The organism is Candidatus Paraluminiphilus aquimaris (genome assembly GCF_026230195.1).
Classification (GTDB): domain Bacteria; phylum Pseudomonadota; class Gammaproteobacteria; order Pseudomonadales; family Halieaceae; genus Luminiphilus; species Luminiphilus aquimaris.
In genome coordinates this window covers 1,186,369-1,204,218 of sequence record NZ_CP036501.1, presented here as the reverse complement: position 1 = coordinate 1,204,218, position 17,850 = coordinate 1,186,369, and the positions used below count along the sequence as shown (strand labels likewise).

Below are 17,850 nucleotides of genomic sequence, written 5' to 3'. Positions count from 1 at the left end.
TCAACTCACCACTTGCGCTATGGTGACCGCCGGATCGACATCCGCGTCGTAATCGACTCCCTCAACTTCGAAACCGAATAACTGAAGAAATTCCTCGCGATAGCCCGCAAAGTCAGACAACTCGTCGAGGTTATCGGTGCCTATCTGCGCCCACAGATCAGCCACCTCTGCTTGAACCTCCGGCAGCAGCTCCAGGTCGTCCACCCGCTGGCGACCCTCTTCATCTAATGCCTTATCGCCATACATAGCGTCGCGGAATAGGCGATCAATCTGCTCGATACAACCTTCATGTGTACCCCTCGATTTCATGACCTTAAATAAGATCGCCAAATAGATGGGCATGGCAGGAATCGCCGCTGAGGCCTGTGTTACGACCGCTTTCAAAACGGATACGCGGGCATCACCGCCCTTAGCAGCCAGGCGCTCTCGTATGGCGAGAACGCGTTTATCGAGATCCTTTTTCGCCGCACCAATGGTTCCGTGCCAATAAATGTCCCAGGTGATTTTTTCGCCAATATAAGTGTACGCCGTGGTCTTAGCGCCCGCGGCTAAGACACCAGCGTCATCCAGAGCATCGATCCACATCTCCCAATCCTCACCACCCATAACGGCAACGGTGTTATCGATCTCCTCTTGGGATGCAGGCTCCAAATGAAACTCTTGAATCAACCCTTTATCAGTGTTGATGCCTTTTTGAACAGCCGGAGCACCAATGGGCTTTAGTGTTGAGACGTGGACATCACCTGTGAGCGGATGCGTACGACGTGGCGCCGCAAGGCTGTAAACCACAAGGTCAACCTGTCCAAGATCTTCTTTAATCAAGTCGATAACACGATCTTTGAGCTCTGCCGAGAACGCATCTCCGTTGATACTTTTTGCGTAAAGACCCGCTTCATCTGCATAACGATGGAAGGCAGCGGAGTTGTACCAGCCAGCCGTTCCAGGTTTTTTCTCATTACCTTCTTTCTCGAAAAATACACCGATGGTCGAAGCGCCTGAGCCAAAAGCCGCCGTGATGCGAGAGGCTAGACCGTAACCAGTAGAGGATCCCAGCACCAGCACTCGCTTGGGCCCATCAGATATCTCGCCCTTTGACTTAACGTGATCAATCTGACGACGGACATTTTCATCGCATCCAACAGGATGCGTGGTAGTGCATAAAAATCCGCGGACTTTGGGTTTGATAACCATGGTAACGCTCTCACTCAAAATTTCGGTGCAAGAGTCTAGCATGCATCCAGCATTTCGTTAGACACTCTGGGCACGCGGTCGTATGCATGCCTCAGGCTGACAAGTGACTCGCGGACTATAAGATTAATAACGACACAGACGACAACAACGGAGATCAACAATGGAGACGCTTAATCCAATTCTCGGCGCTGCCGCCGTACTTGCACTTTGGTCAACACTTATGACCTTTATCCTAGTGGCACGACGCGTTGGCGGCGGGATGAAACTCGGAGACCTGCCACCCGGCATGCGAGGCGCTGACGGTGAGGCGTCAATGCCACAGGGTGCGAACTGGACCGCTCACAACTATACCCACCTGATGGAACAGCCCACGATCTTTTATGCGGCTGTTCTCATCTTGGCAATGGCGGGAGATACCTCCATCTACTCGCTCTATGCTGCCTGGACATACACCCTATCTCGCATTGTTCACAGCTTTTGGCAAATGTACGTCAACACAATTACGGTGCGATTTTTGTTGTTCCTAATCGGAACACTGGCACTTACGGTACTGACCGTTCACGCAGTCATGTTTACCGTTCAACTCTAATCTGACCTATGACGTCATGGCCGACCCGAAAGGGTCGGCCTTTTATTGACCTCACCGCTAAACCGACCACATGGACCTCACAACCAGCAAGACCGTCGCCGCGATTGAAGCAGGTGGCACCAAATTTGTGGTCGCGATCGGTCGCGGTGATCAGATAGGCGCACGGGTAACCATTCCCACGACTGATCCCAATACCACGCTCTCAGCCGTGGTCGATGCCATCAAAATCGAACTCGACGGCGATACGCTTAACGCAATTGGCATCGCAAGCTTTGGTCCCATAGACATTGATAAACAAAGCCAAACCTACGGAGAAATAGGCGCCACGCCCAAGGCCGGCTGGGCAGGCGTTAATTTGCAAAGCTATTTTTCACAGGCGTTTGACTGCCCTACTGGCATTGAGTCGGACGTAAACGGCGCCGCGCTGGCTGAAGCGCACTGGGGACGGCCAATCCCGATCAACCACCTGGCTTATGTCACGGTGGGCACCGGTATTGGGGTGGGCGTTATCCACAACGGAATTATTGCTAACGGTACTGGCCACCCAGAAATGGGCCACATCCGTGTACCGCCACATTCAAAGGACACTGCGTTCTCTGGCGTGTGTCCGTTCCATGGAAATTGTATAGAGGGCATGGCATCGGGCCCCGCCATTTTTGCGCGATGGCAGGCGACACTGTCTGATCTCGACACTGACCATATTGCGCATGAGATTGAAGCGTATTACCTCGGCCAGCTCGCCATGCATATTGTTCTTCATCATCGACCTGAGAGACTAATTCTCGGCGGTGGCGTTAACCAAACACCCCACCTACTTCCCCGAATTCGAGAGCAATTTCAAGTTGCGCTCGCCGGCTACCTACCCAACTTAGACAATGCTGACGCTGTTGCAGATTTAATCCAGCCAGCACGTCTCGGCCTAGATTCCGGCATCCGAGGGGCGTTTATGCTCGGTGCGGCGTCAGCTTAAGGCCCACGCGCGTAATAAAATTACAAAAATAGACGCATAATCTGTTTTTTATCGCCAATTATGTATTTTTATTACATAATGCGCGGCAGATTATTGGGGGACTGGAACCGCTATGCACGCTGAAATTGTGCGGGTAACGCGCGCTATCGAAGATCGCAGTAAAGATCTTCGTGATGAGTACTTGGGCGATGTAGAAGCCATGCGCACGGGAGCTCCCGATCGCAAGCAATTGAGCTGTGGCAACCTTGCTCACGGCATGGCCGCTTGTTCGAGCGATGACAAATCTGTCATCAAGTTGATGGATTCTGCCAACATTGCCATTGTGACTGCGCACAATGACATGCTGTCGGCGCACGAACCTTACAAGGACTACCCTGAACGCATTAAAGCTGCGGTAAGAAAAGTGGGTAGCACCGCCCAAATTGCCGGTGGTGTTCCCGCCATGTGCGACGGTGTCACACAGGGCCAACCCGGCATGGAATTGAGCCTATTCAGTCGAGATATTATCGCCCAAGCAACAGCGGTTTCACTGTCACATCAAATGTTTGATGCGGCACTCCTACTGGGTGTGTGTGACAAGATTATTCCGGGACTACTGATTGGCGCCCTGCAATTTGGACACCTTCCGGTGATGACCGTCCCTGCGGGACCCATGACGTCAGGGTTACCTAATAAGGAAAAGGTGCGCATTCGACAGCTTTTCGCTGAAGGCAAGATAGGGCGCGACGAGCTACTCGAGGCAGAAAGTCAGTCTTACCACTCGCCGGGAACCTGCACTTTTTATGGCACGGCTAATAGCAACCAAGTCATGGTTGAGGCTATGGGGCTTCAACTGCCCGGCAGCTCATTTGTTAATCCCGGCACGCCCTTGCGAGACGCGCTCACCGACTTTGCCGCTGAACACGTAACCCGAATAACGGCACAAAGCCGAGACTATCGCCCAATGGCGGACGTCGTGGATGCCCGGGCATTGGTTAATGCGCTCGTGGCCCTACTCGCTTCAGGCGGCTCCACCAACCACTGTATCCACCTCATTGCGATCGCTCGCGCGGCCGGCTACCGAATGAACTGGTCTGACTTCAACGCGGTTTCAGCGGTTACCCCACTTATTGCGCGGGTTTATCCCAATGGCTCGGCTGACGTGAATCACTTTCATGCGGCAGGTGGTACAGGCACGTTGTTCACAGCGCTTCTTGATGCAGGTCTCATGCATAATGATGCCAAAACGTGTTTTGGCGACAGTTTTGGCGATTTTTGCCAAGAGCCGGTGCTGACTGACAAGCAAATTAAATGGCGACCCGCGGCAAAAGAGAGCCTCGACTCTGAGATTCTCACCACAGCTTCTACACCTTTTGCAGCCAACGGCGGCGTGAAGTTGCTTGAAGGAAACCTGGGACGGAGCGTGATCAAAACGTCAGCGGTACAGGAAAAGCACTACATTATCGAAGCACCTGCCGTGGTAATCGATGATCAAGATGACCTGAAGCCGCTGTTTGAAGCCGGAGAACTTGATAAGGACTGCATTGTGGTTGTGCGTTTCCAGGGCCCAGCCGCCAACGGCATGCCAGAGCTCCATAAATTAACGCCAATGCTTGGTGTTCTGCAGGACAAAGGATACAAAATAGCGCTCGTTACAGATGGGCGCATGAGCGGTGCCTCGGGAAAAGTACCGGCTGCAATCCACTTGGTTCCCGAAGCCTCCCAAGGCGGCTTACTTGCTAAAATACATAATGGCGACGTGATTCGTCTTGATGCGACGACAGGCGTATTGTCCGCACTGGTTGATCAAGATGTTCTATCGAGCCGCGTTGCGGCAGTGGCGCCGGTTGTTCCCCGAACAATTGGTCGTCAGATGTTCGCTAATAACCGCAATGCCGTGAGCAGTGCAGAAGAGGGAGCGTCCTCGCTCTTTAGCTGAGTAACCCTATGACGACAGCAAATTCTGAGACAGACAAAGGGCATTACCTCGTTGGCGATATTGGGGGGACGAATGCACGTTTTGCATACGTTACACCTGAGTCGGCATCGCCATTACCGCTTGCAAAGTATCGTGTCGCCGATTTTGCTAGCTTTGCCGACGTACTCGCACACTTGACGGCAGACTGGCAGGCGCAAGGGCTGCCTACTTCCGGTCCCTCTCAGACCTGTCTCGCCGTCGCTGCGCCACCCCATTTGAACACCATTAGCTTCACTAATAGTCCGTGGCGCTTTGATCGCGCACTCCTTTCGGAGCACTTGGGAAACTCAGGCATTGAAATTATTAACGACTTTGCTGCCATTGCGAGAGCGTTACCGGCGCTTACCGCGAGCGATGTAGAGCAAATTGGCGCCGGTGAATCGAAAAGCCAGAAACCCATGGTCGCCCTTGGGCCAGGAACCGGCACAGGTGTTGCAACAGTCGTCTTTGACGAACGCGGAAGGTCGGTCGTTTTAGAGGGTGAAGGTGGACACGTCGATTTTGCACCTATCACTGATATGGAATTTGAATTACTGAAACGTCTGCGAGCGCGTTTCGGCCGCGTTTCGATCGAGCGACTGCTTTGCGGTGCTGGCATCGTCAACATTTATCAAGCGCTCGCCGAAATCAGAGGGCAGCATGCCGAATTTGAAGCGCCCGGTGATATCGGTGAAGCGGCCCAGCAAGGTAACCCCATTGCCAGCGAAGCGATGGCTATGTTCTTTGCGGTGCTCGGATCGTCGGCCGGGAATCTCGCACTGACCGCAGGCGCCATGGGTGGTGTCTTTATTGCTGGGGGCATTGCGCCGAGATACATCGACCTGCTTCGCCGAAGCGACTTTCGCGCACGATTTTTAGCAAAAGGTCGCTTTGCCGACTACACAACAAACATTGGCACCTATGTCATAACTCATGAAGATCCGGGGCTGCTCGGAGCCGCCTTGTGGCTGAGGGATAAAACTTAAATGACCGCTTCTTACGATTTTCTAAACGCATCACCTGTGATTCCGGTTATTGCGATTGAGTCACTTGAACATGCGATCCCACTTGCCGAAGCCTTAGTCGCCGGTGGCATCATTAACTTAGAGGTGACGCTTCGCACTCAGTACGGGTTGGACGCAATCCGACAAATCAGTGAGCATGTGCCGGCTGCGAACGTGGGTGTTGGTACCGTGTGCTCAGCTAAAGAATTTGATGCGGCGCTCGATGCAGGTGCGTCGTTTGTGGTGTCGCCGGGTCAATCTGATGAGCTATTTGAGCGTGCTTTACTGACTGATATACCGTTTTTACCCGGTGCTGTGACGGCCACTGAAGTGATGGCGGCGAAAACAGCAGGATTTTCTATTTTAAAATTTTTCCCAGCAGGAACATCGGGTGGCGCTGCTGCGATCAAAGCATTTAGCGGCCCTTTTGCGGACATTCAGTTTGTGCCAACAGGTGGCATCAAGCCTGATAACGCTCACGAATACCTCTCACTCTCCAACGTGCGAGCAGTGGGAGGGACCTGGCTGACCCCCAGTGAAGCCATTCAAACCGGACGCTGGGACGAAATCGAAGCCATCGCTCGCCGCGCTTCAACCTTAAGCAAATAGCTGGGAGACCCTTACATGGCAGCTGTCGATCTGATTATTTTTGGCGCCTCTGGCGACCTTTCCGCGAGAAAGTTGTTTCCCGCTCTCTTCCAACTGGAGCGCCTGAACCTACTGCAAAAAGACCTGCGCATCGCAGCCGTCGCGAGAACCAAGCAAACACTTGATGAGTTTTTGCCCGTATTGAAGGGCAAGATGGCCTCCTATATGGGAGATGACGCGCCCAGCGACGATGAGTGGGCGAGCTTTACTCAGCGTTTTAGCTACGTCGCTGTCAATTTCTCAGAGCCGGATGAATACGGTGAGTTACGGGAATGGCTGGATGACGAGCGAGTAAGCCTGTTCTACTTCGCGACGCCGCCCTCACTTTTTGCGCCAATTTGCGAACACCTCAGCACCACAAATTGCCTAGCCGGTGACTGTCGCATTGTTGTTGAAAAACCGATTGGCGAAAATCTTGAGTCGTCGATCAATGTTAATGAGGCGCTTTCAAGATACTTTGATGAAAAGGCGATCTACCGAATCGACCACTATTTGGGTAAAGAAACGGTCCAAAATCTGCTGGTTTTGCGTTTCGCAAACAGCTTCATCAATAGCCAATGGGACAACACCTGCATCGATCACGTTCAAATCACGGTAGGGGAGATGGTAGGCATCGAGGGTCGATGGTCCTATTACGACAAGGTCGGACAGCTGCGCGACATGGTGCAGAACCACCTAATGCAACTCATGTGCCTGGTTGCCATGGAGCCACCAAACTCGCTCGAAGCTGAGAGTATTCGCGACGAGAAGGTAAAGATTGTTCGTGCATTGCGACGTATCGATTCTCAGTCCGTCAATGAAAAAGTTGTCCGAGGTCAGTACATCAACGGTTGGATCCGCGGCACGGCGGTTCCGGGCTATTTAGATGAAGACGGCTGTGAGATGGACAGTAGTGATACCGAAACTTACATTGCCATTAAGGCTCACATCGACAACTGGCGTTGGTCGGGAGTGCCCTTTTACTTGCGCACTGGGAAGCGATTACCAGAAAAAGTCACCGAAATTGTTATCCAGTACAAGAGTCTTCCACATAACATCTTCGGAAACGGCGCAAACATCCCAAACAAGCTCGTTATTCGCCTCCAGCCTAACGAGGGTATCGAGCTCAGCATGGTCTCCAAGAAACAAAGTTTGAAGGAGCGCATGTCGCTTCAATCACATCTTTTAGATCTGGACTTCAGAGAAGGCAGCGATCTTGACCGCATCCCCGATGCCTACGAACGTCTTTTCCTAGACGCCATTCAGGGTGACCAATCGTTGTTTGTCGGTCGCGAGGAGATTGAGGAAAGCTGGCGATGGTGTGATCAACTCATTGAAGCCTGTAAAGAACAACAAGTGCCAGCGCTCCCCTATCAGGCAGGCGCCTGGGGGCCAGCCAAAGCAGAGGTACTCATCGAGAAAGATTTCCGGAGCTGGCATGTCTAGTCGGCATAATTTTTCATCGCGAGTTGAACTAGACACCGCGCTAGCCAAAAAAATTAGCGAACAACTCAGCGCGGGTCTCGTGGACAAAGGCTGTGCGTCGCTGGTCGTCTCGGGCGGAAGTACACCAAAGGGTCTCTTCGCAGCGCTGTCTCAAACCGAGCTGGACTGGAAAAACATCACCGTTCTGTTAGCGGATGAGCGTTGGGTCGATGAAACCCACGAAGACAGCAATTCCGCCATGGTAAAGACGTTGCTTCTGCAAAATGCGGCCAAGCAAGCAAACTGGGTCGACTTCGGTGCGGGTAGCATAGATGTTGACGGGAAATTGCGGCAGGTAAACGAATCGCTGGCTCATTTAGGCACCTTTGATGTTGTCATTCTAGGGATGGGCAACGACGCTCACACAGCATCGCTGTTTCCTTGCGCCATTGAGCTCGACGAGGGATTAACAACACAAAACGATGCACTGATGACGCAGCCAACGACCGCACCTCATCGTCGATTATCGCTTTCAAAAAAGCGACTTCTGGATACCAAGCTTGGCGTAATTCATATCGTGGGTGCCAGCAAGTTAGAGGTCTTCGACAAGGCTACAAAGTACGCCGATGACGACATGCACCCGATTAGTCACTTCGCTCATCACGACGAGTTTAGCCTCTGGTTTGCTGAATAAATTCGGCTACTCAATCGTGACTTCTCTATTTGAAGTTCACTAGGGCTTAAAGAGGCTAGGACCTCTACAGAAAATAGCCCATTCGGCTGTCAGGGTTGCGACGCCGACCAGAAGGCATGCGCATGCAAAGCGTCTTCTTTTGTAAATCACGCGTGCCCTGTCCTCACCAACAGTGACTTAAGAACCAAGGGGCTTTTGAACCAAGGGGCTTTTGAAGCCAAAAAAAAAAGGGGGCACTAAGGCCCCCAAACACTCACACTCAAAAATCTATGCCGCGTTACTGACCGGTAAACTACCCGCTGCTAGCAGACAGCCGGTATCCAACATCCGATTCGAAAAACCCCATTCGTTGTCATACCAAGCGAGCACCTTAACTAGGCGTCCACTTACACGCGTGTGGTTTGCGTCGAAGTTGCTCGAAAACGAGTTGTGGTTAAAGTCAGCTGATACGAGAGGCTGCGTGTTGCAAGACAAAACGCCCAAACGATCTGCTGCCGCCGCCTTTGCCAAAATGGCATTAATTTCTTCAATGGACGTATCCCGGGAAGCGGTAAAGGTCAGATCAACCAGCGATACGTTGATTGTAGGGACACGAACCGCCAACCCATCGAGTCGGCCTTTCAATTCGGGTAAAACCAAGCCAATGGCTGCCGCTGCACCTGTCTTTGTAGGAATCATGCTGTGCGTTGCTGAGCGCGCACGGTATAAATCCGAATGATACACATCGCTCAAGTTCTGATCGTTTGTGTAGGCATGAACCGTCGTCATCAGACCACTCTCAACGCCAACAGACGCATTCAAGGGGGCCACAATGGGTGCTAAGCAATTCGTTGTGCAGGAGGCGTTGGAAACAATGACGGCATCATCATTTATTACGTCGTGATTAACGCCATAGACGATGGTTGCATCCGCGTCGTTTGACGGAGCTGATATTAAAACCTTGCGGGCACCGGCTCTGAGATGAGCGGCGGCCTTATCGCGAGATGTAAAGATGCCCGTGCACTCAAACACGACATCAATATTGAGATCACCCCAAGGTAAATCTTCTGGATTCCGCTCAGCAAAAACCGCGATGCGATCACCGTTAACCACCATCGCGTCGTCTTCCACGACCACGGATGCGCCGAAGCGTCCGTGCGTTGTATCAAACTGCAGAAGATGGGCGTTGATTTCGGGGGTGCCAAGATCATTAATCGCAACAATACGAAGTTGAGACGCCATTTCAGGTCGCTCATACAGCGCCCGCAAGATATTGCGTCCAATACGGCCAAAACCGTTGATAGCTACGTTAACCATAAGGTCCCCCTCTAATGACCGACATTATGTAGTAAATTTACAAAATTACAAACATAAAATCAGAAAAATGGGCTAAATTTTAGTTTTATTACAAATTATTGAAGAAGAACTTGAAAATTTCGGTGCGAAAGCTACGTAATTGAGGCATTATTCGTAATATTCTTACCAACGAAGACTTCATAATGACGTCTGAACCCAATCTGCTTGCGGTCATCCAGCGCCAACTTGGCGAGCTGAATAAGTCTGAAGCAAAAGTAGCGAAGGCCATACTCAAGGCGCCGGAAGAAGCGACACGGTCCAGTATTGCGTCTTTAGCCGCGGCAGCAGGTGTAAGCGAACCAAGCGTTAATCGATTTTGTAAGCGCTTCGGTGCAACAGGCTTCCCTGACTTCAAATTACAACTCGCCACCTCGCTGGCTTCGGGCGTTAAATACGTTAGCCGCGCGGTAGAATTTTCAGACGACATCAATACATTCCCATCGAAGCTTTTTGATAACGCCATTAATGCGCTCTTGACGGCAAAAGAAGGACTACCACTAAAGGCTATCGCACAGGCCGTTGATCAAATCGCACAAGCGAGACGCGTCTATTTCTTTGGCCTTGGCACATCAGCCGCGGTTGCGCGGGATGCAGAACACAAGTTTTTTCGATTTAACGTCCCTGTCTTCACGCATGAAGACCCTCTAATGCAGCGAATGCTTGCCGCATCGGCAGGGGTGGGTGATTTGTTCTTTTTCATATCACACACGGGCCGGACGAAAGTTTTGATTGAGGCAGCAGAGATTGCCCGCCAAACCGAGGCGACCGTCGTCTCTTTGACTGCCGAGGGCTCGCCCCTGGCTGAAAAAAGTCACTGCTGTATCAATGTAAAAGTAGAAGAAGACACAGAGCAATATTTGCCCATGACGTCTCGACTGGTACAGCTTGTCATTTTGGATGTTCTTGCCACAGGCGTGACATTGCGCCGTGGAGAGGGCTTCACACCACATCTCGCTCGAATCAAAGACAGCCTTAAGGACACCCGATTCCCAACGAGTTAAGACATGACAAACAATGCGCTATTGGACACATCGCCCTTGCGGCAGAATGTGCGACTGCTCGGCGATACGCTGGGCGACGTTATTCGTTCCACGGTCGGCGAAGAGCTCTATCAAACCATCGAATCGATTCGACAAGCGTCGAAGTCTGCTACCGAACGAGAGCAAACCACGGCGCTTTTCAACGCGCTGCAAAGGCTTGATTCGGAGCAGCTGCTACTGATATCGCGCGGCTTTGCACAGTTTCTAAACCTGGCAAATATTGCCGACCAGCATTTCACCACCAGCAAGTCGGTGAGTGATCACTTCGGCGCATACAACCGCATATCAAGCACCATTGAGGATTTAAGCCAGTCTGTAAGCAAGGCATCGCTGGCGGAGGCGATCGCTAATTTGCACATCGACCTTGTGCTTACGGCCCATCCGACTGAGATCACGCGACGCACACTGATTCATAAGCATGGGGAGATACATGACTGTCTTTCTGACCTCGAATCAGGCCTTGCTGATGAGGCCCGAATTCAGTCGAGGTTAGCGGATCTCATCGCGCAAATCTGGCATACCGAAGAGTTCTTAGAGCAGCGGCCAACTCCCATCGACGAAGCGCGGTGGAGCTTTGCCGTTATCGAAAACTCGCTGTGGAATGCGATTCCCGAGTTTATGAGAGACCTTGACGCGATTGCGCGTAAATTTGACCTTCAATTACCCCCACGAACGAAACCCGTTGTGCGTCTCTCGAGCTGGATCGGGGGTGATCGCGACGGTAACCCCAACGTCACAGCCAAAGTGACGCGGCGGGTCATGATCATCAGTCGATGGCAAGCTGCAGACCTTATAAACCGGGATCTCGAGGCCATCTACGAAGAGTTATCTGTCACCCGCGCAACCGACGACCTTCGCGCAGAAGCGGCCGATGCAAGAGAGCCCTACCGCGCTATTTTAAAACCACTGCGCGATAGCGTGCGACGACAACGCGATGAGCTTGGCGCCTATATTCAGGACAGCGTAAATCCGCTGCCACCGGTGCTTTTCACCGCCGATATCATTGCAACACTGGAAAAATGCAGAAATTCGCTATCTGAAGTCGGCTTGTCAGCTATCGGTGACGGAAAGCTGCTGGATCTCGTTCGCCGACTCGAGTCATTTGGAGCGCATCTCGTTACGCTTGATGTGCGCCAGGAAAGCACTCGCCACAGTGACGTCATTAACGAAATTACAACTGCACTTGGACTCGGTGATTACACCTCGTGGTCCGAAGAGGATAAGCAGGCGTTTTTAAAGGCAGAAATCACGAATCCACGGCCACTTCTGCCATTGGACTTTGCGGCCTCAGAGCCCTGTCAGGAAGTTATCGATACGTTTCGTGTAATCGCCGACACACCGCGTGAAGCATTAGGCTGCTATGTCATTTCAATGGCAGCAGAACCGTCAGATGTGCTGGCGGTTCAATTACTCCTGAAGGCAACGGGCGGCCCACTCGATTTACCCGTATCACCGCTCTTTGAAACATTGGACGATCTAGACGGCGCACCGAGCACGCTTGACGCGCTGCTCAGTGATGCTGAGTTCCGATCGAGAATCGATCATTCGATGGTTGTCATGATCGGCTATTCAGACAGTGCAAAGGATGCTGGCATGCTGTCAGCTGGCTGGGCGCAGTATCGAGCGCAAGAAGCCCTGCTGAATATCTGCCGGTCCCACAATGTAAGCCTGCAATTATTTCATGGGCGTGGCGGCACAATTGGTCGAGGTGGAGCGCCCGCTCACCAGGCACTCTTGTCACAACCTCCTGGCTCCCTTGAGCAAGGGCTCAGAGTAACTGAACAAGGCGAGATGATTCGGGTTAAGTTAGGGCTCAAACCCCTAGCGAGCAATACGCTGGGGCAATACACCAGTGCCATCTTGCGAGGCAACCTAACGCCACCGCCTATCCCAAAACCTGAGTGGCGAGAGCTCATGAATGCACTTGCTGACCAAGCCTGCGCAGACTACCGGAGTTGGGTACGCGACAATCCAAATTTTGTCGAGTTCTTCAGGCAAGCGACACCCGAGCCTGAACTGGCAAGCCTCCCCCTCGGCTCACGTCCCGCTCGGCGACGAACCGGCGGAGGCATCGAGACGCTTAGAGCCATTCCCTGGATATTTGCATGGTCCCAAAGTCGCCTGGTATTGCCAGCATGGCTAGGTGCAGGCTCGGCGCTCAGCGCGGCCGTCCAGAATGGCAAGTTGGCCGAGCTAAGAGAAATGCGTGACCAGTGGCCTTTCTTTGCATCGCGTCTGTCAATGTTGGATATGGTGTACGCCAAATCCGACCTCGTCATCAATTCGCTTTACGACGACACGCTCGTGCGCGAGGACTTACGAAGCTTGGGGCGCGATTTGCGACAGCAGCTCGGCGCTGACATTGAATCACTCATGGAGATTCTCGACGTGGACACGCTTATGGCTTCAGACCCCTGGGGCCTCGAATCCATAGGTCTTCGCAACGTCTACACTGCGCCATTGAATCTGGTGCAGATAGAGCTGCTACGCCGGGTGAGAGAAAGTGAGAGTGAATCGGTACAGCGTGCGCTGATGGTCTCCATTGCCGGCGTCGCTGCGGGCATGCGTAACACCGGCTAGTGGCACACCAAACCCTAAAAGAGCGCTAACCCGCTGATCGTGAAGGGCTGATATGGCCCTTCAAAACACCAACGCCTAGGGCGTTATGCAACGCCCCAGCCGTATAGCTAGCTCATAGCCAACTGGCGGATGTCACTCAACAAGGACACAAGGTAGGTCAGGAAGCGTCCCGCATCCCCGCCGTTAACAACGCGATGATCGTATGACAGCGCAACGGGCAACATCACCCTTGGCTGAAACGCCTCACCATCCCAGACTGGCTGAGTGGATGCCTTACTCACACCTAAAATGCCCACCTCTGGGGTATTAACGATGGGCGTAAAACCGCGACCGCCAATATTCCCGAGACTGCTGATAGTAAATACAGCGCCCTGCATTTCATCAGGCCTGAGCTTCTTATCTTTCGCCTTTGCAGCGAGATCGCGAATCTCATCGGATAACACCCAGATCGACTTCTTATCCGCATCCCGGATAACCGGAACCACCAACCCATTAGGTGTATCGACCGCCATACCGATATGACAGTAGTCCTTGTAAATCAGTGCCTCGCCCTGCTCTGCGAGGGAGGATTTAATTTTGGGGTTTTCATTGAGCGCAAGCGCCACAGCTTTAATGATGAACGGAAGCGGCGAAAGCTTACTTCCTCGCCTTTCGGCCTCCGCTTTTAAAGACTTACGGAACTCTTCCATATCGGTAATGTCAGCATCATCAAATTGCGTCACATGCGGTACGTTGAGCCAAGACTTCGACATGTTAGCGGCGGTGACTTTCTCAATACGCGACCGATCTTCATGCCGAATGGCGCCAAATTTTGAGAAATCGATATCGGCGACGGATGGGATCCCGGACTCTGTTACAACGGACCCCGCGGACGGCTCTGACAGTCGCTTGGCAACGTACGCCTGAACATCCTCTTTAATAATGCGCCCTTTCGGACCAGACCCCGTGACCTTGAACAGATCAACACCGAACTCCCGAGCCAACTTTCTCACCGCAGGCCCCACATAAAGACTGCTGGAATCATTTGATTCAGCAGATTGCGCCGCTTCTGCCGGCTGTCGCGGTGCCATAGGTGCGGGTGCTGGTGCGGGTGCGGGTGCTGGTGCTGCTGGTGCTGGTGCTGGTGCTGGTGCTGGTGCTGGTGCTTCAGATGCTGCTCCCGCAGACTCACTAGAGCCTGAAGTGCGTATCCGTACTAAGGAAGACCCCTCCTTCACCTGAGCACCTTCCTCAACCAATAAAGCGAGTACCTCTCCGCCAGTCGTTGACGGAACTTCCATAGACGCTTTATCGGACTCGAGAACGACGATCGAATCCCCCTCTTCCAACACGTCTCCCACGGCAACTGGGATTTCAACAACCTCGACATCACCGTCGGTACCAATATCAGGTACTGCGATAACAATGTCGCGCACTGCATCGCTACCACTCGTATCCGCCGGCTGATCGTTCACGGCAGCGTTGTCCACCGCGACGACCGCACTTTCCTCGGCGGTGACAGACGGGGTCTCCTCCTGCACAGTGGCCACGGCTTCGCCGTCTGCGAGTTCAATGACCAAGATCGCATCGCCCTCTGAGAGCTCATCGCCAAGAGCCATTTTTAGCTCGGAGACAATGCCCGCATGGGAAGCCGGAATTTCCATAGAGGCTTTGTCTGACTCAAGCACAATCAGGCTCTGCTCGACGTCAATCTGATCGCCCACCCCAACGAGGAGCTCAACAACCTCAGCGCCTTCAGCACCGCCAATATCAGGAACACAAATCGTATAATTCGCCACGACTGCTCCTCCTTAAACCGTTGTAGGATCAGGCTTTGAGGGATCAATGCCGAGATCACTCATCACTTTTGCCAAGTCTGATCGCGGGATGACACCCTCGTCAGCCAAAGCGGTCATCGCGGCGAATACAACGTACCGGCGATCAACCTCAAAAAACTCTCGGAGCCGAGCTCGGGTATCACTTCGACCAAAGCCATCAGTACCCAGTACCGTGAAGGACCTCGGCATGAATTCTCGGATTTGGTTCGTATGCGCTCGTATATAATCCGTGGCGGCAATGATAGGCCCCTCAGTCGCTTCGAGGCATTGCGTAACATAGGGGATCTGAGGCGCCTCAGCAGGATTCATCATGTTTTGTCGAACCACTCTTTGGCCATCACGAGCGAGCTCGTTAACACTCGTCATGCTCCAGATGTCTGCAGCAACACCGTAGTCGCTTTCTAGAATTTCTGCCGCCGCTTCGACTTCACGCATGATCGTTCCCGCGCTCATCAACTGCACACGCTTCTTCGACTTAGCTGTCGATACTTTAAGCGGGTAAAGCCCCTTTACGATGCCGTCCTCGACACCCTCGGGCATATCCGGGTGGACATAGTTTTCGTTCATCGTCGTGATGTAATAGAAAACGTTTTCGCCGTCCTCGAACATGCGCTTCATACCCGAGCTAATAATGGTCGCTAGCTCGTAACTGTAGGTTGGATCGTATGAAATACAGTTTGGAATCGTTGTTGCCATCAAGTGACTGTGCCCGTCTTGGTGCTGCAGCCCCTCGCCATTGAGCGTAGTCCGACCCGCCGTCGCTCCCATGAGAAAACCTCGTGCTTGGCTATCGCCCGCCGCCCAGGCTAGATCGTGAATACGTTGGAAGCCAAACATCGAATAGAAGATGTAAAACGGCACCATAGGGTAATCAGAGACCGAATAAGAGGTAGCCGCAGCTAGCCAGGCAGACATAGCGCCCGCCTCATTAATACCTTCTTCTAAGATCTGCCCGGTCTCTTCCTCTTTGTAGTAGAGGATCTGACCTGCATCGTGAGGCGTGTATTGCTGCCCCACTGAAGAGTAAATGCCCAGCTGGCGGAACATGCCTTCCATGCCAAATGTTCTTGCCTCATCAGGCACAATTGGCACGACACGCTCGCCAATTTGCTTATCCTTCACGAGGGATGACAACACACGCACAAACGCCATGGTGGTCGATATTTCGCGTTTACCACTGCCTTTTAGCTGACTTGCATAAACGGACTTGGCGGGAACAGGCAAGCTATAAGACGTCGCTCGTCGCGCCGGTATGCTACCCCCGAGTTCCGCACGCTTCTCTCGCAAATAACGCATTTCCGGACTGTCCTCGGGAGGCCTGTAGAAAGGCACATCCTTCAGATCTTTATCCGGTATTGGCACGCCAAAACGGTCGCGAAAGGCCTTGAGACTCTTGATGTCCAGCTTTTTCAGCGAGTGGGTTTCGTTACTGGCCTCTCCCGCTTCACTGGTGCCGTACCCTTTAACAGTCATTGCTAAAATGACAGTGGGTCGCTCAGTTTCTTCACAAGCTGCCGCATAGGCTGCATAGACCTTATAGGGATCATGCCCTCCTCTGTTGAGGTACATGATGTCGTCGTCACTCAGGTCTTTGACGAGATCCAGGGTCTCTGGGTACTTTCCAAAGAAGTGCTCACGCGTGTACGCGCCGCCGTTGAATTTACAATTCTGCAGCTCTCCATCGCAGACTTCATCCATGCGTTTTAGCAGCATGCCCGACTCATCACGGTCAAACAGCGGATCCCATCTGCGCCCCCAAATAACTTTGATGACGTTCCAACCGGCCCCGCGGAAAACGCCTTCGAGCTCTTGAATGATCTTGCTATTACCTCGGACCGGCCCATCAAGCCGCTGCAAATTGCAGTTCACAACGAAGTGGAGATTTCCCAAGCCCTCGCGGCCAGCAAGACCGATCGCGCCCAACGATTCCGGCTCATCGCACTCCCCATCCCCGAGGAAACACCAGATCTTGCGGTCCCGATGGTCAACCAGTCCCCGCTTTTGCTGATATTTCATAACGTGTGCTTGGTAGATCGCCTGAATCGGCCCCAGGCCCATAGATACTGTCGGGAATTGCCAGTAATCCGGCATTAACCAGGGGTGTGGGTAAGAGGACAGTCCATCCCCTGACACCTCACGTCGGAAGTTCTCTAAATGATTTTCGTCAAACACCCCTTCTAAGTATGAGCGGGCGTACATGCCAGGTGCACTGTGACCTTGGTAAAAAACAAGATCACCGGGATGGCCGTTTGCCGTTCCTCTGAAGAAGTAGTTCATTCCAACGTCATACAAGGTCGCGCTGGAGCTGAAACTTGAGATGTGACCGCCCAGGCCGTCTTCATTGTCATTGGCGCGCATAACCATCGCCATTGCATTCCATCGAATTAACGACCGAATACGACGCTCCATGAAGAGATCGCCCGGCATGACCCGCTCATCCCTCGGATTAATCGTATTTTTAAAGGGCGTTGTTATGGCCGCGGGTAAGCTGACACCTTGATCGCGCGCATGCGCAGTCAGTTTGCCGATCAACTCACTCGATGCACCTTCCCCGTTAACGCGCTTAAGCGCATCAAATGACTCTAACCACTCTCGTGTTTCAATTGGATCAAGCTGCGAACTCATCGTATCCCCGCTATAGA

13 protein-coding genes are annotated in these 17,850 nt (G+C 52.7%); 9 read left to right on the top strand and 4 right to left on the bottom strand.

Annotation, left to right across the window (positions count from 1 at the left end):
• Entirely contained in the window at positions 1-1,191 is a 1,191-nt protein-coding gene (gene fabV, locus E0F26_RS05590) for an enoyl-ACP reductase FabV (protein ID WP_279243060.1), read from the bottom strand.
• A 160-nt stretch (positions 1,192-1,351) separates the two neighbouring features.
• On the opposite strand from fabV, the gene E0F26_RS05585 reads away from it, so the two are divergent.
• From E0F26_RS05585 to pgl, 7 genes are all read left to right on the top strand, one after another.
• Positions 1,352-1,780, top strand: a complete 429-nt coding sequence (locus E0F26_RS05585; protein ID WP_279243059.1) for an MAPEG family protein — start codon at positions 1,352-1,354, stop codon at positions 1,778-1,780.
• Between the two features lie 70 nt (positions 1,781-1,850).
• Positions 1,851-2,750 (top strand): ROK family protein, encoded by a 900-nt coding sequence (locus E0F26_RS05580; RefSeq protein WP_279243058.1) that lies wholly within the window; start codon positions 1,851-1,853, stop codon positions 2,748-2,750.
• A gap of 112 nt (positions 2,751-2,862) precedes the next feature.
• Positions 2,863-4,668 carry a phosphogluconate dehydratase gene (gene edd / locus E0F26_RS05575; protein ID WP_279243057.1) on the top strand — a complete coding sequence of 602 codons (1,806 nt, stop codon included), beginning with the start codon at positions 2,863-2,865 and terminating at the stop codon, positions 4,666-4,668.
• An 8-nt stretch (positions 4,669-4,676) separates the two neighbouring features.
• Positions 4,677-5,672: a glucokinase gene (gene glk / locus E0F26_RS05570; RefSeq protein ID WP_279243056.1), complete on the top strand. Its 996-nt coding sequence runs from the start codon at positions 4,677-4,679 to the stop codon at positions 5,670-5,672.
• Complete coding sequence (eda, locus tag E0F26_RS05565) at positions 5,673-6,299, top strand: bifunctional 4-hydroxy-2-oxoglutarate aldolase/2-dehydro-3-deoxy-phosphogluconate aldolase (RefSeq protein ID WP_279243055.1); 627 nt, start codon at positions 5,673-5,675, stop codon at positions 6,297-6,299. It begins immediately after the preceding gene.
• A 15-nt stretch (positions 6,300-6,314) separates the two neighbouring features.
• Positions 6,315-7,763 carry a glucose-6-phosphate dehydrogenase gene (gene zwf, locus E0F26_RS05560; RefSeq protein WP_279243054.1) on the top strand — a complete coding sequence of 483 codons (1,449 nt, stop codon included), beginning with the start codon at positions 6,315-6,317 and terminating at the stop codon, positions 7,761-7,763.
• Complete coding sequence (gene pgl / locus E0F26_RS05555) at positions 7,756-8,436, top strand: 6-phosphogluconolactonase (protein ID WP_279243053.1); 681 nt, start codon at positions 7,756-7,758, stop codon at positions 8,434-8,436. The genes zwf and pgl overlap by 8 nt, the downstream gene beginning before the upstream one ends.
• A 267-nt stretch (positions 8,437-8,703) precedes the next feature.
• Here pgl and gap read toward each other — a convergent pair whose 3' ends face one another.
• Positions 8,704-9,732 carry a type I glyceraldehyde-3-phosphate dehydrogenase gene (gene gap, locus E0F26_RS05550; RefSeq protein WP_279243052.1) on the bottom strand — a complete coding sequence of 343 codons (1,029 nt, stop codon included), beginning with the start codon at positions 9,730-9,732 and terminating at the stop codon, positions 8,704-8,706.
• A 182-nt stretch (positions 9,733-9,914) separates the two neighbouring features.
• Here gap and hexR point away from each other — a divergent pair, with 182 nt between their 5' ends.
• Together hexR and ppc are read left to right on the top strand one after the other, a co-directional pair.
• The gene (hexR, locus tag E0F26_RS05545) at positions 9,915-10,772 is read left to right on the top strand and encodes a transcriptional regulator HexR (RefSeq protein ID WP_279243051.1); all 858 of its coding nucleotides are present in this window, start codon (positions 9,915-9,917) and stop codon (positions 10,770-10,772) included.
• A 3-nt stretch (positions 10,773-10,775) separates the two neighbouring features.
• Positions 10,776-13,391 carry a phosphoenolpyruvate carboxylase gene (gene ppc, locus E0F26_RS05540; RefSeq protein ID WP_279243050.1) on the top strand — a complete coding sequence of 872 codons (2,616 nt, stop codon included), beginning with the start codon at positions 10,776-10,778 and terminating at the stop codon, positions 13,389-13,391.
• Positions 13,392-13,498: 107 nt separating this feature from the next.
• On the opposite strand, the gene aceF is transcribed toward ppc, so the two are convergent.
• Both aceF and aceE read right to left on the bottom strand, forming a co-directional pair.
• Positions 13,499-15,169: a dihydrolipoyllysine-residue acetyltransferase gene (gene aceF, locus E0F26_RS05535; RefSeq protein ID WP_279243049.1), complete on the bottom strand. Its 1,671-nt coding sequence runs from the start codon at positions 15,167-15,169 to the stop codon at positions 13,499-13,501.
• 12 nt (positions 15,170-15,181) lie between these two features.
• A complete protein-coding gene (aceE, locus tag E0F26_RS05530) occupies positions 15,182-17,833 on the bottom strand; it encodes a pyruvate dehydrogenase (acetyl-transferring), homodimeric type (protein WP_279243048.1) in 2,652 nt (883 codons plus the stop codon).
• Between the last annotated feature and the right edge of the window lie 17 nt (positions 17,834-17,850).

Coding starts and splice junctions, on each gene's coding strand:
- zwf (WP_279243054.1), top strand. CDS start 6,315: ATGGCAGCTGTCGATCTGATTATTTTTGGCGCCTCTGGCGACCTTTCC.
- E0F26_RS05580 (WP_279243058.1), top strand. CDS start 1,851: ATGGACCTCACAACCAGCAAGACCGTCGCCGCGATTGAAGCAGGTGGC.
- hexR (WP_279243051.1), top strand. CDS start 9,915: ATGACGTCTGAACCCAATCTGCTTGCGGTCATCCAGCGCCAACTTGGC.
- fabV (WP_279243060.1), bottom strand. CDS start 1,191: ATGGTTATCAAACCCAAAGTCCGCGGATTTTTATGCACTACCACGCAT.
- E0F26_RS05585 (WP_279243059.1), top strand. CDS start 1,352: ATGGAGACGCTTAATCCAATTCTCGGCGCTGCCGCCGTACTTGCACTT.
- glk (WP_279243056.1), top strand. CDS start 4,677: ATGACGACAGCAAATTCTGAGACAGACAAAGGGCATTACCTCGTTGGC.
- gap (WP_279243052.1), bottom strand. CDS start 9,732: ATGGTTAACGTAGCTATCAACGGTTTTGGCCGTATTGGACGCAATATC.
- ppc (WP_279243050.1), top strand. CDS start 10,776: ATGACAAACAATGCGCTATTGGACACATCGCCCTTGCGGCAGAATGTG.
- eda (WP_279243055.1), top strand. CDS start 5,673: ATGACCGCTTCTTACGATTTTCTAAACGCATCACCTGTGATTCCGGTT.
- pgl (WP_279243053.1), top strand. CDS start 7,756: ATGTCTAGTCGGCATAATTTTTCATCGCGAGTTGAACTAGACACCGCG.
- edd (WP_279243057.1), top strand. CDS start 2,863: ATGCACGCTGAAATTGTGCGGGTAACGCGCGCTATCGAAGATCGCAGT.
- aceE (WP_279243048.1), bottom strand. CDS start 17,833: ATGAGTTCGCAGCTTGATCCAATTGAAACACGAGAGTGGTTAGAGTCA.